Consider the following 23,613-nt stretch of genomic DNA (forward strand, 5'->3'; position numbering starts at 1 on the left):
ACCGGAAAAATATGGAAATACTCATTTCTGAGAACAGAGTGTAGAGTTGCAGAGATGCACAGAAGAATATGTCATGCGCTGCATGACATGCATCTCGCAGCAAGAATGCCGAGGGCATTCTTGAATGAAAGGAAATGAGCGTAATGAAAAAAAGAATTCTGGCAGTGTGTCTGGCTGCAGCAGCCTGCATCCTGCTTTCTACAACGATACAGACCCGATGCCTGCAGCAGAGCATGGCGCAGAAAGTGCTGCGGTTCCATGTGCTGGCGAACAGTGACAGTACAGAAGATCAGGAACTGAAACGGAAGGTGCGTGATCGGGTAGGAATCGTGATGGCGGACAAATTAAAAGATGCAAAGACTTTAGATGAGAGTACGCAGGTGGTAGAGCAGAATCTGTGTGTGATCGAGGACTGTGCGGCAGCGGTGATCGAGGATGAAGGTTACCATTATCCGGTGAGTGCAACCCTTGAAAACTGTGCGTTTCCGGAAAAAACATACGGAGCATATACCTTTCCGGGTGGCGAGTATGAGGCACTCCGTGTGGTGATCGGTTCCGGCGAGGGGCATAATTGGTGGTGTGTGATGTATCCGAACCTTTGTTTTGCAAACAGCATGTACGAGGTGGATGAGGCTTCCGGGGAAAAACTGAGGGAAGTTCTTGACCCAACGGAATATGCGGCAGTTTTGGAGAATGGAAATTTTAAGATTCGGTTTAAAATGCTCGGATTTCTGAATCGTGTGCTTGAATAATTGCGGAAAAACCTTTACAATGTGTGGGAGTTACTGGAAGAAGAAATATAGAATAAAAAGTTAAGAATAAGAAGAAAAGATGTGAGGACACAATATGAAAAAAGACGTGTTGATTACCATCAGCGGCGTACAAACGATAGATGGAGAAGTAAACGATCCGGTAGAGACTGTCACTCCGGGAGAATATTATTTCCGCAACGGCAAGCATTACATCCTGTATGATGAAGTACAGGAAGGTGTGCAGGGAGTGACAAAGTGCATGATCAAGATAGGAGAAGATACTGTGGATCTGTCCAAAAAGGGAGCCGCCGGTGTACATATGAGTTTTCAGAAAGACAAGAAGACACGGACTTCCTATCAGACACCATATGGAAGCATGATGCTTGGTTTTGATTCACGGACGATCCGAGTGATGGAGACAGAGGATATGCTCCATGTGAAACTGGAATATGATATGGAAGTGGAAGAGGAGCATCTGGCAGAATGTACCTTGACGATGAAAGTTAAATCCAAGGGAATAAATGAGCGAAAGGAAAAAGGGGAATGACAGATAAATTAAAAGAAAAAGACGAGTTTCGATATGCACCCATTGGTGTGTTTGATTCCGGTGTAGGCGGACTGACCGTGGCCAGAGAGATCATGCGTCAGATTCCGAACGAGCGGATCATTTATTTTGGAGATACTGCCCGTGTGCCTTACGGAAGTAAATCCAAGGAGACGATCATCCGGTTCTCCAGACAGATCATTCGATTTTTACAGAGCAAAGGTGTAAAGGCTATCGTAATTGCCTGCAACACAGCAAGCGCACTGGCACTGGAGACCATACAGCCGGAGTTTGATATTCCGATCATTGGTGTGTTAAAACCAGGAGCCAAGGAAGCTGCCAGAGTGACAAAAAATGGGAAAATTGGTGTGATCGCCACAGAAAGTACCATTGAAAGCCAAGTGTATACTGAGGTTATTCATTCGCACAAACCAAATGCACAGGTGCTTGGCAAGCCATGTCCGCTGTTTGTGCCGCTGGTAGAAGAAGGATGGTTAAAGGATCCGGTGACTGTCGAAGTAGCAAACCGCTATCTGGAGCCATTGCTGGAATCTGGCATTGATACGCTGATCATGGGCTGCACCCATTATCCGCTGCTGCGTTCCACACTGCGTCAGATCATGGGAGAAAAAGTAAATCTCGTAAATCCGGCCTATGAGACAGCCAGAGAACTGAAAGCCCTGCTGGAACAGAACGGACTGAACAACGACGGAAAGCAGAGTTACGAAGGACCGATGCATGAGTTTTATGTCAGTGATGCGGCAAACAAGTTTAAGAATTTTGCAAATTCCATTTTGCCGTATGGTGTGGATACCACACAATTGATACATATTGAAGATTACTAAGTGAAAAACAATTTGTAAAAGAAGATGCAGACTATTACGGTCATTTTGCAGAGCAAAGTCGGTAAAATAAGAAAAAAATGGAGCGCGATGAAAAATCAACATTCATCACGCTCCATTTTTTCTTACATATTGTAATTCTTATTTCTGACCGGTAAGTTTTGCGAAGAAACCACGTTTCTTTTCCGGTTTCTCCAGTGGTCCACGCACACCGCGGACATCGGAGATGTAGAGACCACTGACAGAAGCTTTTACTTCTTTTTTCACAGGGATCTGATCATAAATCTGATTGTCTGCGATGAGAACCATGATCTGAGGTCCGACTTTTGCTTTGACAACCGGTATTTTTGCCAGTTTTGCGAACTTCGGAGTCTGATCAATGACTTGCTGTGGCAGACCGGATTCTTTCATACGAAGCTTTTTCTTGTCGATGATCAGCATATTTACCCACTGTGCAGCCTGGTCAATGGCAGCCTGCTGTTCATCACGCTTTTTCATATTTCTTTTTCCTAAGAAATACATAAGAATGATGGCAGCCACACATACTGCGATAGCAATAATAAGCGTAATAATCTGTGGTGACACGGATATATTTCCTCCTTTATCGGTTTTTTGTTCATAGTAAAACTAAGTCTAAGTGATATTGTATCATTGATTATGCGAAAACTCAAGAAAAAAATAGAAGAATCACTTTTCATTTACAGGAAAATATGATATCTTTAAAGACAGTGATGCCTTTTGAGAGAAGCGCAGACCGGGGGTGGATTTTTGGGGAAAAGATTCATTCGACAGAAAGGAACAATAATAATGAAAAAGAAACTCGTGATGGTATTAATGGCAGTTATGGTTGCAACTGCTGCACTTGGCGGATGTGGACAGAAAGGAGCTGGTACAGGAACCAGTGCTTCCGCAGAAGAAGAGCAGGATGTGGAAATTTCCGCAAAGGAACTGCTGAAAGCAACAGACTATAAAGTAGAGAAATATGTAAAGCTGAATGACTATATGAATATGACAGTAGAACTGTCTCAGGATTATTCTGTGACAGATGATGCAATTCAGTCTTATATCGAGTATCTGATGTCTCAGTATCCGTCTTATGAAGTAAGTGACAAGAAGACTGTTGAGAGCGGTGATATCGTAAATATCGACTATGTCGGAAAAGTAGATGGCGAAGAGTTCAGCGGCGGCAGCGCTACGGGACAGCATCTGACCATCGGATCCGGATCTTTTATTGATGGATTCGAGGACGGACTGATTGGAAAAAATGTTGGAGATACCGTAGATCTGAACCTGAAATTCCCGGATGACTATAGTAATAATACAGATCTGGCAGGCAAGGACGTTGTATTTACTGTTACGATCAACAGCATTGATACACAGAAAGAAATGACTTACGATGATCTGACGGATGAGTATGTCAGCCAGAATTTTTCAAGCCAGGGAATTACAACTGTTGATGGCTTGAAATCTACAGTAAGCAGCACTTTGGAGCAGCAGGTTTATAGCAATAAAATGTCTGAGATCCAGTCAGGCGTACTTTCCAAACTTCTGGAAGAGTGTGAGGTTACAATTCCGGACGGTTTGTTAGACCAGAGAATTTCCGAGTACAAAGACCGTGTGAATAAAGCAGTAGAAGAGAGCGGAAAGAGCTTTGAAGATTATATGGGAATGTCCGAAGATGATTTCAACGATCAGGTAAGTGATTATATTGAGGAGAGTCTGAAACAGGAGCTGATCCTGGAAGCAATCGTAAAAGATCAGAACATCTCTATTTCTGAGAAAAACTTTGAGACATTCGTAGACAGCTATGTTTCCCAGTATGGAATCGCTGACCGCGACACTTTCTATAAAGAGTACGGCGGAGAGGATTATGTAAAATTAAGCTATGCTGAGAACCAGGCACTTTCCAAAGTAATGGACAGCGTAAAGACGACGGTTGCTGACAGTTCCGATTCTTCAGATACCGGAGCAGCTGACAGTTCCGCAGACGCAGAATAAAAAATTGAGTTTGATGTAAAAAATAACAGCTAAGGGGCTGTATATTGGGAGGCAATGACATGGAGTTGACAAACATCCGGGATTTATTCCGGGACAAAGAGACTTATCTTGAAAAAGAAGTATCTATCGGTGGATGGGTTCGTTCCGTTCGAGGATCCAAGACATTTGGATTTATCGTAGTAAATGACGGTACTTTTTTCGAACCGTTACAGGTAGTTTACGGTGATCATCTGGAGAATTTTGCAGAGATCTCCAAATTAAATGTAGGTGCTGCAATTATCGTAACCGGTAAACTGGTGGCTACACCGGAAGCAAAACAGCCATTTGAAATTCAGGCAGACAGTGTTGAAATCGAGGGTGCTTCCGCACCGGATTATCCGCTGCAGAAAAAACGTCACAGTTTTGAGTATCTGAGAACAATTTCTCATTTACGCCCGCGTACCAATACATTTGAGGCTGTATTCAGAGTTCGTTCCCTGATCGCATACGCAATCCACAAATTCTTCCAGGAGCGTGATTTCGTGTATGTACACACACCACTGATCACAGGAAGTGACTGCGAGGGTGCAGGCGAGATGTTCCAGGTTACAACGATGGATCTGAATAATGTGCCGAAAAAAGACGATGGAAGCGTTGATTTTACACAGGATTTCTTTGGAAAACCAACCAACCTGACCGTAAGTGGACAGTTAAACGGTGAGACTTATGCCATGGCATTTAAGAATATCTACACCTTTGGACCGACTTTCCGTGCAGAAAATTCCAACACCACCCGTCATGCAGCTGAGTTCTGGATGATCGAGCCGGAGATTGCTTTTGCAGATCTGAAAGACGACATGGTACTGGCAGAAAGCATGTTAAAATATGTCATCCGTTATGTATTAGAGCATGCGCCGGAAGAAATGGAGTTCTTCAACAAGTTTGTGGACAAGGGCTTACTTGACCGTCTGAACCATGTATTAAATTCCGATTTCGGTCACGTTACTTATACAGAAGCAATTGAAATCCTTGAGAAAAACAATGATAAATTCGATTACAAAGTATTCTGGGGCGCAGATCTCCAGACAGAGCATGAGCGTTATCTGACAGAGGAAATTTTCAAACGCCCGGTATTCGTAACCGATTATCCGAAGGAGATCAAAGCCTTCTACATGAAACTGAACGAGGATGGCAAAACCGTTGCTGCTATGGACTGTCTGGTTCCGGGCATCGGCGAGATCATCGGCGGAAGCCAGCGTGAGGATGATTACGACAAGCTGCTTGGCAGAATGAAAGAACTTGGACTGAACGAAGAAGATTATGACTTCTATCTGGATCTGAGAAAATACGGTTCTGCAAGACATGCAGGTTTCGGACTTGGATTTGAGCGTTGCGTCATGTACCTGACAGGTATGGGAAATATCCGCGACGTAATTCCGTTCCCAAGAACTGTCAACAACTGTGAATTATAATTCTTTTTACAGTGCCAGAATACATGTGTCATGTCATGCTTGCATGTAAAGGACACATGGAATTCGGAGCAATCCGTGTAAAAAGAATATGTAAGTAATTAAAAAAGGGGAGGTTTGGTACACACCGGACTTCCCCTTTATCAAACAGGAAAATAAAGTAGGAAATCATATGGCAAATTATAAAATTATCATTCAATACGATGGAACCCGCTACAAAGGCTGGCAGCGCCAGAAGACCACAGATCAGACGATTCAGGGGAAAATAGAAGCAATTTTGAGCAGACAATATGAACGGACCATTGAAATCGATGGTTCCGGGCGCACTGATGCAGGGGTGCATGCCCATGGGCAGGTGGCGAATTTCCGGATTCCGGAAGCCTGCTGTGAGGGAAAGACACCGGAAGAAGTGTGTGAAGAGCTGAAAGCTCTTTTTGCGCAGTATCTGCCGGAGGACATTGCAGTGGTTGATGTGCGTGCCGCTTCTGAGCGTTTTCACAGCCGTCTGAATGTGGTGAAAAAAACGTATGTGTACCGCATCTGGAATGCGGAATATCCGAATGTGTTTGAACGGAAATATATGCTGCATGATCCTCAGAAAATGAATGTAAAAGCCATGCAGGAAGCAGCAGAATATCTGCTTGGAAAGCATGATTTTGCGGCATTTTGCGGAAACGCAAAAATGAAGAAATCCACGGTTCGAACCATTCATGAAATCGAGATCAGACGGATCGGCGAGGAGATTCGTTTTACATATACCGGAAACGGCTTTTTGCAAAATATGATCCGAATCGTCACAGGAACTCTTGTGGATGTGGGAACCGGTGTGTATCTGCCGGAGCATGTGGCGGAAATCCTGGAGGCAAAGGTGCGGGCCAATGCTGGACCGACCATGCCGGCCCAGGGGCTGACGCTTTGGGAAGTGGTTTATTAATATAGAAAACGAGGAAGATAGTTTGAAAGAAAAATGGGTTGTATCAGCAAAAAAAGCTGATTTTCAGGCAATCGGACAGAAATTTGGCATTGATCAGGTTGTTGCGCGGATCATGCGAAACCGTGGCCTGACAGATCTGCATGAGATGGAACTGTATCTGCACGGCGGCAGAGCAGACCTGCACGATTCCCATCTGCTGAAAGATGTGGATCTGGCGGTACAGATCATTCAGAAAAAGATTGCTGAGAAAAAACACATCCGGATTATCGGAGATTATGATATAGATGGAATTCAGTCTACTTATATTTTGTACAGTGCGCTGCATCGTTTAGGTGCCGTAGTGGATTTTGTGATTCCGGACCGGATTCTGGATGGCTATGGACTGAACGAGCATCTGGTGACAAAAGCGCAGGAAGAGGGCGTTGACACGATCCTGACTTGTGACAACGGTATTTCCGCCATTGAGCAGATTCATCTGGCAAAAAGCTTTGGTATGACGGTGGTGGTGACAGATCACCATGAGATCCCGTATAGCGAAGCAGATGGTGTGCGTGTGGAAAAACGCAGCGAAGCAGATGCTATCGTTAATCCGAAGCAGAAGGACTGTGCATATCCGTGCAAGGAATTATGCGGAGCGGCTGTTGCCTTCAAATTTGTGCAGGTGCTGTATGAAGCTGCGGGACTGGAACCATCGGAGGCGGACTGTTTTATTGAAAATGCAGGATTTGCAACGGTGGGAGATGTCATGAACCTGCAGGGCGAAAACCGGATTCTGGTAAAACTTGGACTGGAAATGCTTAATCACACTACAAACATCGGAATGAAAGCGCTGATTCTGCAAAATGGACTGGAACCGGGAAATCTGAAATCCTATGATATCGGGTTTAAGATCGGACCATGCTTAAATGCCAGTGGTCGCCTGGATACGGCGCGGCTTTCTCTGAAATTGCTGTTATGTGAATCGGATACGGAAGCTGCTGTGATGGCGCAGGAGATTGTGGAATTAAATGAGAGCCGGAAACTTCTGACGGCAGATGCGGTAAAACAGGCGAAAGAAATTGCGGAGCAGGAGGAATACAAAAAAGACCGTGTACTTGTGATCTTTCTGCCAGATTGTCATGAAAGTCTGGCGGGTATCGTGGCAGGACGAATCCGGGAAGCCTATCACCGGCCGACGCTGGTGATCACCCGCAGTGAAAATGGGGCAAAGGGATCCGGGCGTTCCATTGAAGCGTATTCCATGTATGAGGAATTGTGTAAATGTGAGCAGTATCTGACACAGTTTGGCGGGCATCCCATGGCAGCAGGTTTTTCCCTGAAGGAAGAAAACATTGACGCATTTCGAAAAGCATTAAATAAAACCTGTACTCTGACAGAGGAGGATCTGATTCCAAAAGTAGTCATCGATGTGCCGATGCCGATCAGTTATATTTCTGAGAGACTGATCGATCAGCTGGGACTTTTAGAACCGTTTGGAAAAGGGAACGAGAAACCGGTGTTTGCAGACCGAAACCTGACCATTGAACGTTTGAAAATCTGTGGCAAAGAAGGACGGGTATTTCAGATGCAGCTGAGAAACGGTGCAGGAATTTCTGTGGATGCGGTATATTTTGGTGATGCGGAAGATATTCTGTTACCATTAGAGGAAAAATATGGTAAAGTAGTGGCACAGGATACACTGGCAGGACGATGCATTCATAACGCGTCTCTGCATTTTACCTATTATCCGAAAATTGACACTTATTATGCGACCCCGCGGATCAAATTAACGTTGACAGGGGTATCAGCCTGAGGGCATACTGTTTACAGACAGATGAAGTACAATCTGAGTAAAAATGCTCACTTTGATAAATGAATCAAAGAGTGGGAAAACAGTGCCTGTAAAAAAGGAGGAACAGTATGAAAGGATTCTTGCGAAGAGGACTGGCCGTAGTTCTGGCAGCCGTTATGGTGATGGGACTGACCGTCAGCGTGTTTGCCGAAACCAGTGACAGCGATGCAAAGACACAGGTGACCATCGAGGATGGTGACACACCATATATTTCGTTTGGCGCAGACCTGCGTGCGGATGAGAAAGCCAAAGTTCTGGAGCTTTTTGGAATTACAGAAGCGGATCTGGAAAAATGCGATATAAATACCGTGACAAATGCGGAGGAGCATCAGTATCTGGATGCTTACATTACAAATGACCATATCGGAAGCCGTGCGCTATCTTCCGTAGCTGTTATGAAGGCGAAAAAAGGAAGCGGCATTACCGTTACCACAAAAAATATCAATTATTGTACTACAAGCATGTATGAAAATGCCCTGGCAACTGCCGGTGTGGAAGATGCAGATGTCATTGTTGTGGGTCCGTTTGATATGTCCGGAACAGCGGCATTGATCGGAGCAATCAAAGCCTACTCCACAATGACCGGGAAAGAAGTAGATACCGATGTCATTGACGGTGCCATCAACGAGATCGTTGTTACCGGTGAGATTGGTGATGAAACCGGAAATACTGACGAGATCGCAGGTATGGTAGCTTACCTGAAAGACCAGGTGGGCGGAAAAAATTTATCTGACAGTGAGATTACAGATGCCATCGATCAGGCCTCTGAGAAATTCAATGTCACCCTGACGCAGGATCAGATCGATCAGCTGCTTGCATTGTTGAAAAAGCTGCAGGGACTGGATCTTGACTGGGGCAATCTGAAAAATCAGGCACAGAACCTGTATGGAAAATTAAAAGATATGGGATTGAACATCGATACAGCGGCTCTTGGACAGCAGGCCCAGGGATTTTTTGCAAAAATCATTGCATTTATCAAGAGTCTGTTTAACCGATAAGACAGAGTGGAGGAAATATGGAGGCATATACAGAATTTGCGCAGGTCTATGAAACGTTCATGGACAACGTACCTTACGATGCATGGTGTGAGGGAATCTGCAATATTTTACAGGAACATGGTATACAGAATGGCCTGGTGCTCGACCTGGGTTGTGGAACCGGCACGATGACGCGTCTGCTGCGAAAAAAAGGATATGACATGATCGGTGTGGATGCATCCGCGGAAATGCTTGAGATTGCCAGAAATCACCCGGATGAGGGGATTTTGTATCTGCAGCAGGATATGCGGGAATTTGAATTATATGGTACCGTGGCAGCTGTCGTGTGCGTGTGCGATTCGCTGAATTATCTTCTGGAAGCAGAAGAGTTAGCGCAGGTATTTTCACTGGTGCACAATTATCTGGATCAGAACGGAGTCTTTATTTTTGATGTGAATACAATCCACAAATACAGAGATGTGATCGGAGATTCCACGATCTGTGAAAACCGGGAAGACAGCAGCTTTATCTGGGAAAACTATTTTGACGAGGAAAGCAGCATCAATGAATATGCGCTGACCTTGTTTGTAAAACAGGAAAACGGCCTGTATGCACGGTATGAGGAGTTTCATTATCAGAAAGCGTATGAGTTGGAGCAGGTGGCAGTTTTACTGAAAGAGGCGGGTCTGACACTGGTGGCTGTCTGTGAGGAAGGCACCACGGAAAAACCGGGAACGGACTGTGAGCGTGCTTATTTTGTAGCCGTGCGCACACAGCCACATATATTTTAAGATACAGTTCACTCATCACATATATTCAGGTAATGATCATGCTTGCATGAGGAATTACCTGGATGTATAGTGATGAAGGGAGCGCCTTTTTATGAGCAAAAATAGCTGTAGCCTTCTTGAACAAAGTTCAAGAAGTATCGCTCGCAAGCGAGCTCTTTTGCGAATGGCGCAAGTGAACTGTAATCATTTATAATTTAGTAAGAAAAGGAATGAGAAATATGGAAGACTATATTGTAAGAGCAACGGCGGCGGATAGTTCCATCCGTGCCTTTGCCATGACTTCAAAAGGAATTGTAGAGGAGGCGCGTCAGCGTCACAATACCAGTCCGGTTGTAACAGCCGCGCTTGGACGTCTGCTGACAGGCGGCGCCATGATGGGTGTGATGATGAAAGGGGACAAAGATCTGCTTACCGTTCAGATCCAGTCCGGTGGCCCGATGAAAGGAATGACTGTGACCGCAGATTCCCAGGGACATGTCAAAGGTTATCCGGTGGTAAATGATGTCATGCTGCCGCCAAACAAACAGCACAAACTGGATGTGGGTGGTGCTGTCGGCGTCGGTATGATGCGTGTCATCAAAGATATGGGTCTGAAAGAGCCATATGTGGGAACTACCGTACTGCAGACCAGTGAGATCGCAGAGGATCTGACCTATTATTTCGCAACATCAGAGCAGGTACCGTCTTCGGTAGGACTGGGTGTGCTGATGAATAAAGACAATACCGTTCGTCAGGCAGGCGGATTTATTATCCAGCTCATGCCGTTTACCGATGAGAAGATCATTGATGCGCTGGAGAAAAAGTTGTCTGAGATCACTTCCGTGACAAATCTGCTGGAAGAAGGACATACCCCGGAGAGTATGCTGGAGTATATTTTAGGCGATTTCGGTGTGGAGATCACAGAGAAGATCCCGGCATCTTTCTATTGCAACTGTTCCAAGGAGCGTGTGAAAAAAGCAATCATCAGCATTGGTAAAAAAGATCTGAATGAAATGATCGCAGAAGGAAAACCAATTGAGGTGAAATGTCATTTCTGTAATACTGCATACACATTCAGTTTGGAAGAGTTGAAGGAGATTATACACAAATGAGACAGGGATTTATAAAAGCAGCAGCCCTGACACCGAAAGTGACGGTGGCTGATACAAAGACAAACCGGAAAGAAATCTGCCGTCTGATGGATGTGGCAGAACAAAAAGGTGCAAAAATTCTGGTTTTTCCGGAACTTTGTATTACCGGATATACCTGCGGAGATCTGTTTTACCAGCAGGTATTACTGAGGGAGGCCAAAAAAGAACTTTTAGCGATTGCAAAATATACAGAGCGCAAGGATTATCTGGCGTTTGTAGGTCTGCCGCTGGAATATAACGGAAAGCTTTACAATGTGGCAGCAGCTGTGGCGCAGGGAAAAGTACTTGGTCTGGTACCAAAGACACATATCCCGAATTACAACGAATTTTACGAGCGCAGACACTTTGTATCGGGCATGAAACATCCGGTTCCGGTGGCGCTTGATGAAGATACCATTGTTCCGATGGGAACAGACATCCTGTTCCAGTGCAGACAGATGCCGGAACTGAAGATTGGTGCAGAAATCTGTGAGGACGTCTGGGCACCGAACCCGCCGGGAGTAGAACATGCCCTGGCAGGAGCAACCGTGCTTGTCAACCTTTCCGCCAGCGATGAAACAACCGGAAAAGATATGTACCGTAAAAGTCTCGTGACAGGACAGTCCGGACGTCTGATCTGCGGCTATATTTACTGCAGTGCCGGAGACGGGGAATCCACTCAGGATGTGGTTTATTCCGGTCATAACCTGATCGCAGAGAACGGTACACTGCTGGCAGAGTCCAGACGTTTCTGCAATGAGAGCATTTATACTGAACTGGATATTGCCAGACTGAATGAGGAGCGACGCCGCATGAGCACTTTTGTGACATCGGATGAGTCTTATATCAACATCGAGTTTAGTTTAAAAGAAGAAAAAACAGAGCTGACCAGATTTGTGGATCCGGCGCCTTTCGTACCGGGCAATAAGGCAGACCGTGAGAAACGCTGTGAGGAAATCTTTATGATCCAGGCGATGGGACTGAAAAAACGTCTGGAGCATACCCATGCGGCAACTGCCGTGGTTGGTATTTCCGGTGGATTGGATTCCACCCTTGCCCTGCTTGTTATGGTGAAAGCTTTTGATCTGATAGGCAAAGACCATAAAGACATCGTGGCTGTGACAATGCCAGGTTTTGGAACCACCGACCGTACTTACGATAATGCGGTAAGTCTGATCCATTCTCTGGGAGCAACCTTCCGTGAGGTCAGTATTGTGGATTCTGTGCGAGTACATTTCAAGGATATCGGTCAGGATGAGGCCGTGCACGATGTGACTTACGAAAACGGACAGGCCAGAGAGCGTACGCAGATTCTGATGGATATCGCAAATAAGAGCGGGGGTATGGTCATCGGAACCGGTGATATGTCAGAACTTGCTCTTGGATGGGCAACCTACAATGGTGATCATATGTCTATGTATGGCGTCAATGCATCCGTGCCGAAGACACTGGTACGTCATCTGGTACGGTATTATGCGGACACCTGTGGGGATGAGGCACTGCAGCGTGTGTTGTATGATGTGCTGGATACACCGGTCAGCCCGGAACTTCTTCCACCGGAAGATGGCAAGATTTCCCAGAAAACAGAAGACATTGTGGGACCGTATGAGTTGCATGATTTCTTCCTGTATTATATTCTGAGATTCGGCTGTACACCGAAAAAGATTTACCGTCTGGCAAAATATGCCTTTGACGGGATTTATGATACAGAGACAATCCAGAAATGGCTGAAAACATTTTATCGCAGATTTTTTAGTCAGCAGTTTAAACGTTCCTGCCTGCCGGATGGACCGAAGGTTGGTACGGTAGCGGTATCTCCACGTGGAGATCTGCGTATGCCGTCCGATGCAAGTGCACGGATCTGGATGGATGAGCTGGAGCATCTGGATGAGGACGAACAGCCGGTTTCACAGGGCATTTTGGGCGGAAGCTGGGAAGAGTTCGCAGCGCGGATGAATCAGCAGTAGGTCTTCGTTCAGAGCCTTTAATATGCGGAGACCGGCAGTACAAAGTTCCTGCAGAAAAGTACGTTTGTACTCGTTTTGCAGAAGGTTATGGTCGAAGGACAGATAGTTTTGCACATGACCGCGATGGAGGGCTTCGAGAAACTGAACGTTGTAGGGAACATGTAACGTCAGGTGTTCCGGGATGCGGTACTGCCGACAGAGACTGAGGGTTTCTGATTCCAGACAGGGAAAGTAGTCCAAAATGGCGTAGCAAACGTTGAAAAATGGCATGCGGCCTTCACAGAAAAATGAATGAAAATAGGCAGAATCAGCAGGCAGACCGATGACGACAAGGTCTGCCTGTTTTAGTAAGTGCATGGTGCGCAGGTCATTGCGGGACTGAAAGTCCAGGCACTGGATGTCGCCATATTTCTGAAAAAAAGGGATGAAATAGTCCAGACAGAATTGCGGGTGAATGGTCCGGATGGGACACCAGAATGCGATGATGTATGATTCTTTCATAAGTAGATTTCTAAAAGATAAAGACATGATCATTATATATCCGTGTATCGAAAATGTAAAGACTGAAAAGATAGTTTAGTTTAAAAAAATTGACACTGTGAAGAGAAAAGAAGAATCCTGTCATGGCAGCTAGTCGTTCGCTTCCCCTGACAGGATTCTTTCTTTTCTCAATTTATATCATTCCAATTTTTTCAATTTATCCAATTAAGAGGTCCCGTTGACAGGTCGCAAAGCGACTGCGTTCATGAGCAAGTAGCGAAAGCGGATTGCGAATGTCCGCTTTACTATTACAGTGTTTTGGAAAATATGTGTCTTGGTTTAGCGTGGCTATTTATGCGGAAACGATAAGGGTACTATAGCCCTTTTGGCGGAGTTCATCCTGCAGCATGACGGCTTCGTCTAAGGTTTTGGGTTTGCCGATCCAGACACCGTAATAGGGCTCTTCGTAGTGAATGGTGCCGTCAAAGCCCAGAATTTGCAGTCGTTCTAACTGATAGGCGGCGTTGACATCGTATCTGAAAAGTCCGGTTTGGACATAGTACTGTTCCGGGATTTCCTGGACGGAGAGAGGGATGCTTTCCTCGATGCCGGCCACAATCGCATCCACGATGTCATCAAATTTTTCATCAAAGAGCTGATTGTCCAGATCGCTGTTTAAAAAGCCGACCTCCACGAGGACAGCAGGCATTTCAGTCTTGCGCAGAACGATCAGTCCGGGAACTTCTTCTACACCGAGATTTTTAAAACCAATCTGTTCCAACTGGCGGTTGATGTTTTCAGCAAGAGTGTCTACCGTTGGATTATGTTCGTAGATAAGCGTCTGCACACCGTTGTACAGGTTATCTTCCATGGCGGAGTTGCGGTGGAAGGAAATAAAGTATTTGCCGCCGGAGAGGTTGGCCAGCGCGGCTTTTTCTGTCGGTGAGTTATAAACATCTGTTGTCCGTGTGTAGTAGACGTTGTATCCGTCTTCCTTCAGTTTGGCACCAACGGCCAGTGTCAGACGGAGTACATCATCTTTTTCCGGGCGTCCCATGTAGGAAGCCCCATTGTCAAAACCGCCGTGTCCGGCGTCTAAAATAATATCTACATCCATAGTTTTCCCCCTTAATAATGATAAGGTTGTCAGCCTGTATTTGTTTTTGCGTTGCTACATGTAAGTAATATATGTCCGGAATTTTGAAATAGTACATCCATCCCTTTATTCAGCGGATTGCGAAATAGAATGGTTCGGTGTTGACAAGAAAACAGTTTTTTTGTATACTTTGAAAATAGAATGTTTTGATAATCAAACTAATTGGAGGGATAGATGAGAGCACAGATTATAGGAACCGGCAGTTGTCTGCCGGAAAAAATAGTAACAAATGATTTTCTTTCCACCATTGTGGACACAAGTGATGAGTGGATCAGCAGCAGAACCGGTATCCGTCAGCGTCATATTGCAGTGGACGAAACTACAGCATCCATGTCAACAGAAGCCGGACGCAGGGCACTGGAGTCAGCCGGAGTAAAGGCAGAAGAGCTGGATCTGATCGTTGTGGCAACCTGTACACCGGATACGCTGGTGCCGAATACTGCATGTCTGGTACAGAGCGAACTCGGTGCAGTCAATGCAGTTGCCTTTGATATCAGCGCAGCTTGTTCCGGATTCGTGTTTGCATTAAACATGGTGGATGCATACATGCAGGCAGGAATCCACAAGACAGCACTTGTGATCGGTGCTGAGACGTTGTCCCGTATCGTGGACTGGAGTGATCGTTCTACCTGTGTGTTATTTGCGGATGGTGCTGGTGCAGCCGTGGTGCGTGCGGCAGAGCACGGCGTGATCGCATCCACACAGGGAAGTGATGGAACCCGTGGCGGTGCAATTTATGTCAAAAACAGAGAAAACTACAATCCGTTTGTGACAGAACAGAAACCAATGGATTATCTGTACATGGATGGTGGTGAAGTGTTCAAATTTGCAGTAAAAAAAGTGCCGCAGTCAATTTTACAAACACTGGAAGCAGCAAATCTGACCACTGAGGATATTGACTGGTATCTTTTTCATCAGGCAAACGCCAGAATTACGGCAACAATCGCAAAACGTCTGAAAGTGCCGACTGAGAAAATCCCGATGAACGTGGATAAATGTGGAAATACATCCGCAGCCAGCGTGGCAATTCTGTTGGATGAAGTCAACCGTAAAGGTATGCTGAAAAAGGGAGACAAACTGATGTTGGCGGGATTTGGCTCCGGATTGACCTGGGGAACGATGGCAATCGAGTGGGGAATATAAACGCTTGTTTGTCTGTGGTTTGACTAAAATTTAATATAATTAAGAAAACGAAGAATCCTGTCAGAAAGCTAGACGTTCGCTTCCTTCCTTTCACTGCGGTTTCATCGCGCTCACTCCCACCTCCGATAAAAGCTGGTCGGTTCCCGTTCGCGCAAAACCTTGTGAAAATCAGTCGCTCACTGAATCGCTTTTCCTGACAGGATGCTTCATTTTATCTATTTACGTTGCAAAAATTAGTCAAAGTACACGACGGCACTGCGTGCCGCGCATGCGACAAAATGTGTCAAAAACAGGATGCATGCGTGACATACGGTGACGTCACGTAAATGGGGCAAAATCCGGAAGAAAAATCCAAGACAAGACGGTAGGTTGATTTTCGTTACCGCAGCGAGCATAGCCCGCCTCCGTGAGTGTGTTTGAGCACGCTGTATTTGCGTGCGAGTTCGAGGGAGGAGGCGGAGATAAGCGGCGCAGCGGAGGTAGAAAATCATCCGTGTCTGTCTGGATTTTTCTTTCGGATTTGCCCTTTACATAGATAAACAAGAATTTTATAAAAAGAAGAGAGACATTTTTTGGTTATCATCGCATAGATTTAGTGTAAACATGATTTTGCGAGGGTTTCATGGCAAAGAAAGGATTACACGTACAACAAACAGAAAATGTGGACAGAGGAAGGCTGCAGGTCAATGTGACATCAACATTGGGTCTGCAGCCTGTTGTGAATGCACGGGTGGGCATTGCATACACAGGGGAAAGTCAGCGTCTGTTGGAAGAATTGCAGACAGATTCATCCGGTCAGACGGAGGCTGTGACGCTGGACGCACCGCCGGTGGAATATTCCCAGGAGCCGGATCAGCCGCAACCGTTTTCAGAATACACCGTAACGGTGCAGGCAGAGGGCTACCGCAGTGTAGAAGTATCTGCAATTGATGTGTTTGCAAATGTGACTGCTCTGCAGGAGATACGGATGGAGCCTTTGGATATTTCAAAGGGAGAGGGAATGGAAAATATTGTCGTTCCCCCGAATACGCTGTGGGGAGATTTTCCACCAAAGATTCCAGAGGAGGAAGTAAAACCTGTAAATGAAACCGGGGAGATCGTGCTGAGCCGCGTGGTCATTCCGGAGTATGTGATCGTCCATGACGGACCGCCGACGGATACCCGGGCGCGGGACTATTATGTGCGTTATCGGGATTATATCAAAAATGTGGCTTCCAGTGAGATTTACTCCACCTGGCCGGAAGCAACGCTGCGGGCAAATATTCTGGCAATCATGTCCTTTGCCCTAAACCGTGTATACACAGAGTGGTACAGAGGAAAAGGATACGATTTTACCATTACTTCTTCTACTGCTTACGATCAGAAGTGGTCCTTCGGTCGTACGATCTTCAGCAATATTTCCCGGATCGTGGATGAAATTTTCAATCACTATCTGTCGAGACCGAATGTGCAGCAGCCGATTCTGACACAATACTGTGATGGGAAAAATGTATCCTGCAGCGGCTGGATGACCCAGTGGGGATCAAAATATCTGGGAGATCAGGGATACAGTCCGATTGAAATCCTGCGTTATTATTACGGGAGTAGCATGTACATCAATTCAGCGGAAGAGATTGCCGGAATTCCATCTTCCTGGCCGGGAACGGATCTGGCAGTCGGTTCCTCCGGTACGAAGGTGCGTCAGTTGCAGCAGCAGTTAGCCCGGATTTCCCAGGCATATCCGGCGATTCCGACCATTGCAGCGGACGGGATATTCGGGGAGTGTACCAGAGAAGCAGTAGAAGCATTCCAGCGGATTTTTGATCTGCCGGTGAGTGGTGTGGTGGATTTTCCAACCTGGTATAAGATTTCCCAGATTTATGTGGGCGTGACGAGAATCGCTGAACTGAATTAAACTCGCCTACAGGGAAATTACAACAAATTTTTATCGCAGAATAAGTATTCCCCCGCTTCAAGTGTGAAGAGCACTAAGCGGTGGGTAAGGGGGATATTATAAAAAAATGTTCTTCTGGTATTTTTCTGTGATTTCATGTAGAATAGTGTGTAAATGACAGAAAATAACAGAAAGAGGATAAATGATGGAACAGAAAAAAAACATTATGGATTACGATACTGTTTCTCTGGATGATGAAAACAGTGCCGTAGTGATCATTGATCAGACAAAATTACCGGGAACTACAGAAATTATCGCATTAAAAACAGCACAGGAAATCTGGGATGCAATTTATCTGCTTCAGGTGCGTGGTGCTCCGGCCATCGGCGTGGCAGCAGCTTACGGTATCTATGTATTAGCAAAAGGCATTGATACAGAGAACTATGATGAGTTTTATGCAGAGTTTAAGAAACAGAAAGAGTATCTGGATTCTTCCCGTCCGACAGCAGTCAACCTTTCCTGGGCATTAAACCGTATGGAGCTGGTTGTATTAAAGAATGCGGACAAATCCGTTGCTGAGATCAAGCAGCTTCTGAAAGAGGAGTCCATCGAAATTCAGGATGAGGATATCCGCGTATGTAAAGCCATCGGTGAGTATGGTCTGACACTGGTAAAACCAGGTGATGGTATTCTGACACACTGCAACGCAGGAAAACTTGCAACAAGCAAATATGGTACAGCGACAGCTCCGATTTATCTGGGACAGGAGCGAGGCTACAACTTCCGTGTATTTGCAGATGAGACCAGACCGCTGCTTCAGGGCGCACGTCTGACTGCTTTCGAACTTCAGTCTTCCGGAGTTGACGTAACACTGCTCTGCGATAACATGTCTGCAACTGTTATGAAAAACGGCTGGGTAGATGCTATTTTCGTTGGATGTGACCGTGTGGCGGCAAACGGCGATACTGCAAATAAAATCGGTACTTCCGTAGTTGCAGCAGTTGCAAAGCAGTATAACGTGCCAATGTATATCGCAGCACCGACATCCACCATCGATATGAACACACCGACCGGCGATCAGATCAAGATTGAGCAGAGAAAACCGGAAGAAGTGACAGAGATGTGGTACAAAGAGCGCATGGCTCCGGAAGGTGTCAAAGTATTCAACCCGGCTTTTGACGTGACAGATCATGAGCTGATCGCAGGTATCGTGACAGAGTTCGGTATCGCGCGTCCTCCTTACACAGAATCCTTCAAAGAGATTTTTGCAAAAAAAGAGGCAGCTCAGAAGAATAAATAGGCAGAAATAATTCTACAAAAACCTGTAAACCTAGTGAAATATAGGAAAATAAACACTTCACTTTTTTCGTGGAGTAGGGTATAATAAGCAGTAATGGTTCAGCAGAGTTTGGTTCTAAGAAGGAATATCTTTGCTGAATCGCTACTGAATTTTTGTGAAATACACAGGAGGTATAATTATGGCAGACAGTGCATGCAGCAGCTGCAGCAGTGCAGGAAGCTGTTCTTCCGAGAGCTGTGAAGGATGTCCAAGCAGCAAGCAGCCGCAGAGCTTTCAGGAAAAATTAAATGAGTATTCATCTGTAAAAAAAGTAATCGGTGTTGTCAGTGGTAAAGGTGGTGTCGGAAAATCATTTGTAACTGCATCTTTAGCAACTGCAATGCGTAAAAAAGGATATGAAGTAGGTATTCTGGATGCAGATATCACAGGACCGTCCATTCCGAAAATGTTCGGTGTACACGGACCGGCTATGGGAAGCGAGATGGGAATCTTACCGATCGCAGCAGAAGATGGAACCAAGATCATGTCCATCAACTTACTGATGGAAGATGAGGAAGCTCCGGTTATCTGGAGAGGTCCGGTTATCGCAGGAACCGTAAAACAGTTCTGGAGCGATGTTGTCTGGGGCGATCTTGATTATTTATTCGTGGACATGCCGCCAGGAACCGGTGACGTTCCGTTAACTGTGTTCCAGTCTCTTCCGGTAGATGGTATCGTGATCGTGACATCCCCGCAGGAACTGGTACAGATGATCGTAAAGAAAGCCTACAACATGGCCGGCATGATGAATATTCCGGTACTTGGAGTTGTAGAGAACTACAGCTATCTGAAATGTCCGGATTGTGGAAAAGAAATCAAATTGTTTGGTGAGAGCCACATTGATGAGGTAGCTTCTGAGCTGGCTATGCAGGTGCTTGGAAAAATGCCGTTAGATCCGGCTTATGCAGAACTGGCCGATCAGGGATTATTCTACAAAGCAGATAATCCATATCTGGAAGACGCAGTAAAGAAAATTGAAAATATGTAGGATTACAGTGTCAAAAGCATGGAGTAATCCGTATAATCAAGATTTGGGTGTTTTGCCCCCCAAATCTATGTAGTAAAAAAGATGTGCATTTTCTTCTTTCGTTCATATGAAAGTAAGAAAATGGCACATCTTTTTGATTTTCAGAAATATTTAAAGTTGTCTTGCCGGAATCCGTTTCTGCCGTCGCCGTTCAAAAGCTACGGAGATAGAACCATAGCAAACGGAATACATAAAAGCAGCCAGTGCAAAGGCAGTCAACACATCAAAGACAGAGTGCTGTTTTAAGAACACAGTGGATAAAATAATGCAGACGGTGAGAAACAGTGCTGCGTTTTTTATCCATTTTTTATTTTGCAGCTTTTTGCTGTGTGCCAGTCCAAAATAAATGGCAAGGGAATTGTATACATGGATGCTTGGAAACAGGTTCGTCGGTGTATCCGATGCATACAGTTTTTGCACAATGTGTACAAAAATATTGTCTCTTGCGAATGTATCCGGGCGGAGCAGCTGTCCGTTTGGATATACCGTTGAGATAAATAGAAATACGGTCATACCGGTAATAAGGAAAATACCGAGCCGCCAGCACAGTTTTCCATCTGTAAATGCAATAAAGATAATGCCAACTGCCATGTAGATAAACCACAGGTAATAAGGAATGACAAAAAATTCGCAGAATGGAATGTAGTCATCCAGTGCCATGTGAATGACATGGAAGTTTGAATTGATGTTTACTTTTTTCTCAAGCCAGCAGAACCACGGAATATAGATCAACGCGTATAGTAACAGAAAAAGGTGGGTGTTGTGTCTGAGATATTCAAAAATTTTTTTCATACGCAATAGTGCTCCGATATAAGTATAATTTTTATGCTCTCAAAACTGTGTGTTTCTTACACAGTTTCTTTTTTTTGTTTATAGAAGAGTGTAGCACCACAGATTAAAAAAAACAACGTGGAAAAATCTTAAATTTGTGTAAAAAAATTAAAATAAGGAAAGATTTCAGCGATGTGCTTCGAAAACAGGGAAATAGTGGATAACAAAAAGAATAGTTACTATGAAAAAAGATAGAAAAGATAGGAATTATATGGTATGAAAGTCTTTCACGATATTGAGAAATTAATCCGTTTTTCAAATAGGAACGTTCACGTTACAATAGAATCAATCCAGTTGGCCAACGGAAATAGATGATCAATCACTAATCAATAATTAATCAAAGTAATCAAAAGGAGAAGACAAGATGATTAAGAAAACAATTGACACAGTATTGAATGTTCGTCCAATTTTTGTAGGTATTCAGCATTTATATTTTTATGAGGGACCATGTCGCTTTGGGGAAGGCGATGAGCTGATGCCGGAATATGATGCCATGATGAATCAGGAAATGAATGCCGCATATGTAAATGAAGTAGTAAAACATGAGACGGAAGGCGTTCATATTATGGATCCGATCTATGTAGAGCGTGATGACTGGTTCAGAAGCCCGGAAGCAATGTACGAGAAAATGGCAGAGGACATTGATAAAGTTGATTTTTATTTGTTCCACTTTGGAATCGGACGTGGTGATATTTATCTCGAGTTTGCAGAGCGTTATAAAAAACCGGTAGGTGCTGCACCGGGACTGTGCTGTGATGGAATCGGAAATACGGCAGCGGTAAAGAACAGAGGACTTGAAGCGTATGCATTTATGTCATGGGATGAGTTTGATACATGGATGAGAGTTCTGCGTGTTCGTAAATGTCTGAAAAACACCCGTGTCCTTCTGGCAGTAAGATGGGATTCCAACCGTTCTTACAGTTCTTATGATAACTTTATTAATCAGAGTGATGTAACGAATAAATGGGGCATTCAGTTCCGTCATGTAAATGTTCATGAACTGTTGGATCAGACACATCCGGTAGATCCGACCACAAACCCGTCCACGCCGGGCAGGAAAGCATTGAATATCAACGACGAAGATATGAAGGAAATCGAGAAGATCACAGACGAACTGATTGCAAATGCAGAAGCCTGTACGATGGAGCCGGATATGGTTAAAAAGACGATTCAGGCATACTATACGGTACAGAAACTGCTGGATGCGTATGACTGTAATGCATTTACGGCACCATGTCCTGATCTGTGCTCTACGCGCAGATTCTCAGAAGAAAAATTCACATTATGTATGACACATTCCCTGAATGATGAAAATGGTATTTCTTCAGCCTGTGAATATGATATCAATTCCGTGATCGGAAAAGTTATTATGACAAATCTTTCCGGAAAAGCACCATATATGGGAAATACAAATGCGATTGTTTTTGATAAAGAAGGTCATATGATTCCATTCCACAAGTTCAATGACAATACCATTGAAGATATTGCAGATAAGACAAACCTTTATATGACATTCCACTCTACACCGAACAGAAATCTGAAAGGTCTGAAAGCAGAGAAAGAGAGATATCGTCTGGCACCGTTTGCATACAGCGGATTTGGTGCAACCATCCGTTATGATTTTGCTCAGGATATCGGACAGGTGATCACTATGATCCGTATTTCGCCGGATGCGACGAAGATTTTTATTGCAAAGGGAACTATCGCAGGCGGAGCTGGATATGAGATGAAGAATTGTGATCAGGGTGTATTTTTCAATGTAGCTGATAAGGTAGATTTCTATCACAAGCAGCAGTATTTCGGAAACCACACGGTACTTGCATATGGTGATTATGTGGAAGAACTGAAGATGCTTGCAGAAGCACTTGGCATTGAAGCAGTTATTGCATAAAAGTAGAAGGAGACAAGCTTGGATTTTTCACAGATAAAGAATCATCTGATCAGTCACAGAGAACATGCACAGCACCAGATAGATTATATCAAAGCACATCCTCGTATGGAGGAAGACGAATTACATACCTATATTTATGATTATGTCCTGTATAAATATAATCTGTTTGGTGAAGTGTCGGATGTTTATGTATTGGACGATCTGGCAGAACTGAGTGTTGCAAAAGCAATCAAACTCAGTAAGGAACAGGCCATAGCCTATGATAACAAGGCATCCTGTGATGGTGCCACTTCAGCAATGAATAAAAAAGTATTACTGCTGATGGCAATCCAGAAAGAATTGAATATTAAATTTCCACTGGATGAGGTCGTTCAGATCAAGGATACAAAAAAACTCACCTCTGTCGTATATCGCCAGCTGAATGGGGAAATGGCTGACTGATCGGGATAGAAAAAGAAACTTGAAATGATGTATCATTGTATCGGACAGTACAATGGAAGAAAGACAGGAGGAATTGGTTATGAATTGGGGTGTACTGATTGCAGTACTGATTTATGAAGTGGTATCCATCGTTGGTATCGGTGCCTTTATGGCATACAAAACTAAGAAAAACGGCGGTGCAGAAAGCGGAAGCTTTGCATTTGCCGGCGGCGGCCTCCCGGCTTCTCTGGTAGGTATCA

The 23,613-nt window shown here is 44.7% G+C and carries 21 protein-coding genes; 17 read left to right on the forward strand and 4 right to left on the reverse strand.

Going from position 1 to position 23,613, the window contains the following annotated elements; genetic code table 11:
• Positions 1-143 precede the first annotated feature (143 nt).
• The 3 genes from spoIIR to murI all read left to right on the forward strand — a co-directional run bounded on the left by spoIIR (position 144) and on the right by murI (position 2,141).
• Complete coding sequence (gene spoIIR / locus Q0I54_RS03590) at positions 144-752, forward strand: stage II sporulation protein R (RefSeq protein ID WP_296116514.1); 609 nt, start codon at positions 144-146, stop codon at positions 750-752.
• 94 nt (positions 753-846) lie between these two features.
• Positions 847-1,299: a DUF1934 domain-containing protein gene (locus Q0I54_RS03595; RefSeq protein WP_296116515.1), complete on the forward strand. Its 453-nt coding sequence runs from the start codon at positions 847-849 to the stop codon at positions 1,297-1,299.
• Entirely contained in the window at positions 1,296-2,141 is an 846-nt protein-coding gene (gene murI / locus Q0I54_RS03600) for a glutamate racemase (protein ID WP_296116516.1), read from the forward strand. Before Q0I54_RS03595 ends, murI begins: the two co-directional genes overlap by 4 nt.
• A gap of 138 nt (positions 2,142-2,279) precedes the next feature.
• On the opposite strand, the gene Q0I54_RS03605 is transcribed toward murI, so the two are convergent.
• On the reverse strand, positions 2,280-2,723 hold the full coding sequence (locus Q0I54_RS03605) for a hypothetical protein (RefSeq protein ID WP_296116518.1): 444 nt from the start codon (positions 2,721-2,723) through the stop codon (positions 2,280-2,282).
• A gap of 222 nt (positions 2,724-2,945) precedes the next feature.
• On the opposite strand from Q0I54_RS03605, the gene tig reads away from it, so the two are divergent.
• From tig to Q0I54_RS03645, 8 genes are all read left to right on the forward strand, one after another.
• Positions 2,946-4,136, forward strand: a complete 1,191-nt coding sequence (gene tig, locus Q0I54_RS03610) for a trigger factor (protein ID WP_296116520.1) — start codon at positions 2,946-2,948, stop codon at positions 4,134-4,136.
• A gap of 59 nt (positions 4,137-4,195) precedes the next feature.
• Positions 4,196-5,587, forward strand: coding sequence for an asparagine--tRNA ligase (gene asnS / locus Q0I54_RS03615; protein WP_296116522.1), 1,392 nt, complete (start codon positions 4,196-4,198; stop codon positions 5,585-5,587).
• A 169-nt stretch (positions 5,588-5,756) separates the two neighbouring features.
• Positions 5,757-6,518 (forward strand): tRNA pseudouridine(38-40) synthase TruA, encoded by a 762-nt coding sequence (gene truA / locus Q0I54_RS03620; RefSeq protein WP_296116524.1) that lies wholly within the window; start codon positions 5,757-5,759, stop codon positions 6,516-6,518.
• A 22-nt stretch (positions 6,519-6,540) separates the two neighbouring features.
• Positions 6,541-8,310 (forward strand): single-stranded-DNA-specific exonuclease RecJ, encoded by a 1,770-nt coding sequence (recJ, locus tag Q0I54_RS03625; RefSeq protein ID WP_296116526.1) that lies wholly within the window; start codon positions 6,541-6,543, stop codon positions 8,308-8,310.
• 107 nt (positions 8,311-8,417) lie between these two features.
• Entirely contained in the window at positions 8,418-9,347 is a 930-nt protein-coding gene (locus Q0I54_RS03630; protein ID WP_296116528.1) for a DUF1002 domain-containing protein, read from the forward strand.
• 17 nt (positions 9,348-9,364) lie between these two features.
• Positions 9,365-10,117 (forward strand): class I SAM-dependent methyltransferase, encoded by a 753-nt coding sequence (locus Q0I54_RS03635; protein ID WP_296116530.1) that lies wholly within the window; start codon positions 9,365-9,367, stop codon positions 10,115-10,117.
• A 218-nt stretch (positions 10,118-10,335) separates the two neighbouring features.
• A complete protein-coding gene (gene hslO / locus Q0I54_RS03640) occupies positions 10,336-11,208 on the forward strand; it encodes an Hsp33 family molecular chaperone HslO (RefSeq protein WP_296116531.1) in 873 nt (290 codons plus the stop codon).
• On the forward strand, positions 11,205-13,193 hold the full coding sequence (locus tag Q0I54_RS03645) for an NAD(+) synthase (RefSeq protein ID WP_296116532.1): 1,989 nt from the start codon (positions 11,205-11,207) through the stop codon (positions 13,191-13,193). The genes hslO and Q0I54_RS03645 overlap by 4 nt, the downstream gene beginning before the upstream one ends.
• Here Q0I54_RS03645 and Q0I54_RS03650 read toward each other — a convergent pair.
• Entirely contained in the window at positions 13,134-13,694 is a 561-nt protein-coding gene (locus Q0I54_RS03650) for a hypothetical protein (protein ID WP_296116533.1), read from the reverse strand. The genes Q0I54_RS03645 and Q0I54_RS03650 overlap by 60 nt on opposite strands.
• A gap of 331 nt (positions 13,695-14,025) precedes the next feature.
• A complete protein-coding gene (locus tag Q0I54_RS03655; protein ID WP_294785072.1) occupies positions 14,026-14,790 on the reverse strand; it encodes an N-acetylmuramoyl-L-alanine amidase in 765 nt (254 codons plus the stop codon).
• Between the two features lie 213 nt (positions 14,791-15,003).
• Between Q0I54_RS03655 and Q0I54_RS03660 the strand changes: the two genes are divergently transcribed.
• From Q0I54_RS03660 to Q0I54_RS03675, 4 genes are all read left to right on the forward strand, one after another.
• Complete coding sequence (locus tag Q0I54_RS03660) at positions 15,004-15,972, forward strand: beta-ketoacyl-ACP synthase III (protein WP_296116535.1); 969 nt, start codon at positions 15,004-15,006, stop codon at positions 15,970-15,972.
• 622 nt (positions 15,973-16,594) lie between these two features.
• Positions 16,595-17,866, forward strand: coding sequence for a peptidoglycan-binding protein (locus Q0I54_RS03665; protein WP_296116537.1), 1,272 nt, complete (start codon positions 16,595-16,597; stop codon positions 17,864-17,866).
• A 184-nt stretch (positions 17,867-18,050) separates the two neighbouring features.
• A complete protein-coding gene (gene mtnA / locus Q0I54_RS03670; RefSeq protein ID WP_296116541.1) occupies positions 18,051-19,145 on the forward strand; it encodes an S-methyl-5-thioribose-1-phosphate isomerase in 1,095 nt (364 codons plus the stop codon).
• A 178-nt stretch (positions 19,146-19,323) separates the two neighbouring features.
• Entirely contained in the window at positions 19,324-20,172 is an 849-nt protein-coding gene (locus Q0I54_RS03675) for an Mrp/NBP35 family ATP-binding protein (protein ID WP_177957549.1), read from the forward strand.
• A 150-nt stretch (positions 20,173-20,322) separates the two neighbouring features.
• Here Q0I54_RS03675 and Q0I54_RS03680 read toward each other — a convergent pair whose 3' ends face one another.
• Positions 20,323-21,003: a phosphatase PAP2 family protein gene (locus tag Q0I54_RS03680; protein WP_296116538.1), complete on the reverse strand. Its 681-nt coding sequence runs from the start codon at positions 21,001-21,003 to the stop codon at positions 20,323-20,325.
• A gap of 403 nt (positions 21,004-21,406) precedes the next feature.
• On the opposite strand from Q0I54_RS03680, the gene Q0I54_RS03685 reads away from it, so the two are divergent.
• Entirely contained in the window at positions 21,407-22,933 is a 1,527-nt protein-coding gene (locus Q0I54_RS03685; RefSeq protein ID WP_288620608.1) for a fucose isomerase, read from the forward strand.
• 18 nt (positions 22,934-22,951) lie between these two features.
• Positions 22,952-23,374: a hypothetical protein gene (locus Q0I54_RS03690; protein ID WP_288620610.1), complete on the forward strand. Its 423-nt coding sequence runs from the start codon at positions 22,952-22,954 to the stop codon at positions 23,372-23,374.
• The last annotated feature ends 239 nt before the right edge of the window (positions 23,375-23,613 follow it).

The sequence above is a fragment of the uncultured Eubacterium sp. genome, assembly GCF_934295145.1.
Lineage (GTDB): Bacteria > Bacillota > Clostridia > Lachnospirales > Lachnospiraceae > Eubacterium_I.

Excerpts from the sequence above, each read along its gene's own strand:
- hslO (WP_296116531.1), top strand. The coding sequence starts at position 10,336 with ATGGAAGACTATATTGTAAGAGCAACGGCGGCGGATAGTTCCATCCGT.
- Q0I54_RS03685 (WP_288620608.1), top strand. The coding sequence starts at position 21,407 with ATGATTAAGAAAACAATTGACACAGTATTGAATGTTCGTCCAATTTTT.
- truA (WP_296116524.1), top strand. The coding sequence starts at position 5,757 with ATGGCAAATTATAAAATTATCATTCAATACGATGGAACCCGCTACAAA.
- mtnA (WP_296116541.1), top strand. The coding sequence starts at position 18,051 with ATGGAACAGAAAAAAAACATTATGGATTACGATACTGTTTCTCTGGAT.
- Q0I54_RS03635 (WP_296116530.1), top strand. The coding sequence starts at position 9,365 with ATGGAGGCATATACAGAATTTGCGCAGGTCTATGAAACGTTCATGGAC.
- murI (WP_296116516.1), top strand. The coding sequence starts at position 1,296 with ATGACAGATAAATTAAAAGAAAAAGACGAGTTTCGATATGCACCCATT.
- Q0I54_RS03645 (WP_296116532.1), top strand. The coding sequence starts at position 11,205 with ATGAGACAGGGATTTATAAAAGCAGCAGCCCTGACACCGAAAGTGACG.
- Q0I54_RS03650 (WP_296116533.1), bottom strand. The coding sequence starts at position 13,694 with ATGAAAGAATCATACATCATCGCATTCTGGTGTCCCATCCGGACCATT.
- Q0I54_RS03655 (WP_294785072.1), bottom strand. The coding sequence starts at position 14,790 with ATGGATGTAGATATTATTTTAGACGCCGGACACGGCGGTTTTGACAAT.
- Q0I54_RS03665 (WP_296116537.1), top strand. The coding sequence starts at position 16,595 with ATGGCAAAGAAAGGATTACACGTACAACAAACAGAAAATGTGGACAGA.
- Q0I54_RS03675 (WP_177957549.1), top strand. The coding sequence starts at position 19,324 with ATGGCAGACAGTGCATGCAGCAGCTGCAGCAGTGCAGGAAGCTGTTCT.
- tig (WP_296116520.1), top strand. The coding sequence starts at position 2,946 with ATGAAAAAGAAACTCGTGATGGTATTAATGGCAGTTATGGTTGCAACT.
- Q0I54_RS03680 (WP_296116538.1), bottom strand. The coding sequence starts at position 21,003 with ATGAAAAAAATTTTTGAATATCTCAGACACAACACCCACCTTTTTCTG.
- asnS (WP_296116522.1), top strand. The coding sequence starts at position 4,196 with ATGGAGTTGACAAACATCCGGGATTTATTCCGGGACAAAGAGACTTAT.
- Q0I54_RS03660 (WP_296116535.1), top strand. The coding sequence starts at position 15,004 with ATGAGAGCACAGATTATAGGAACCGGCAGTTGTCTGCCGGAAAAAATA.
- spoIIR (WP_296116514.1), top strand. The coding sequence starts at position 144 with ATGAAAAAAAGAATTCTGGCAGTGTGTCTGGCTGCAGCAGCCTGCATC.
- Q0I54_RS03595 (WP_296116515.1), top strand. The coding sequence starts at position 847 with ATGAAAAAAGACGTGTTGATTACCATCAGCGGCGTACAAACGATAGAT.
- Q0I54_RS03630 (WP_296116528.1), top strand. The coding sequence starts at position 8,418 with ATGAAAGGATTCTTGCGAAGAGGACTGGCCGTAGTTCTGGCAGCCGTT.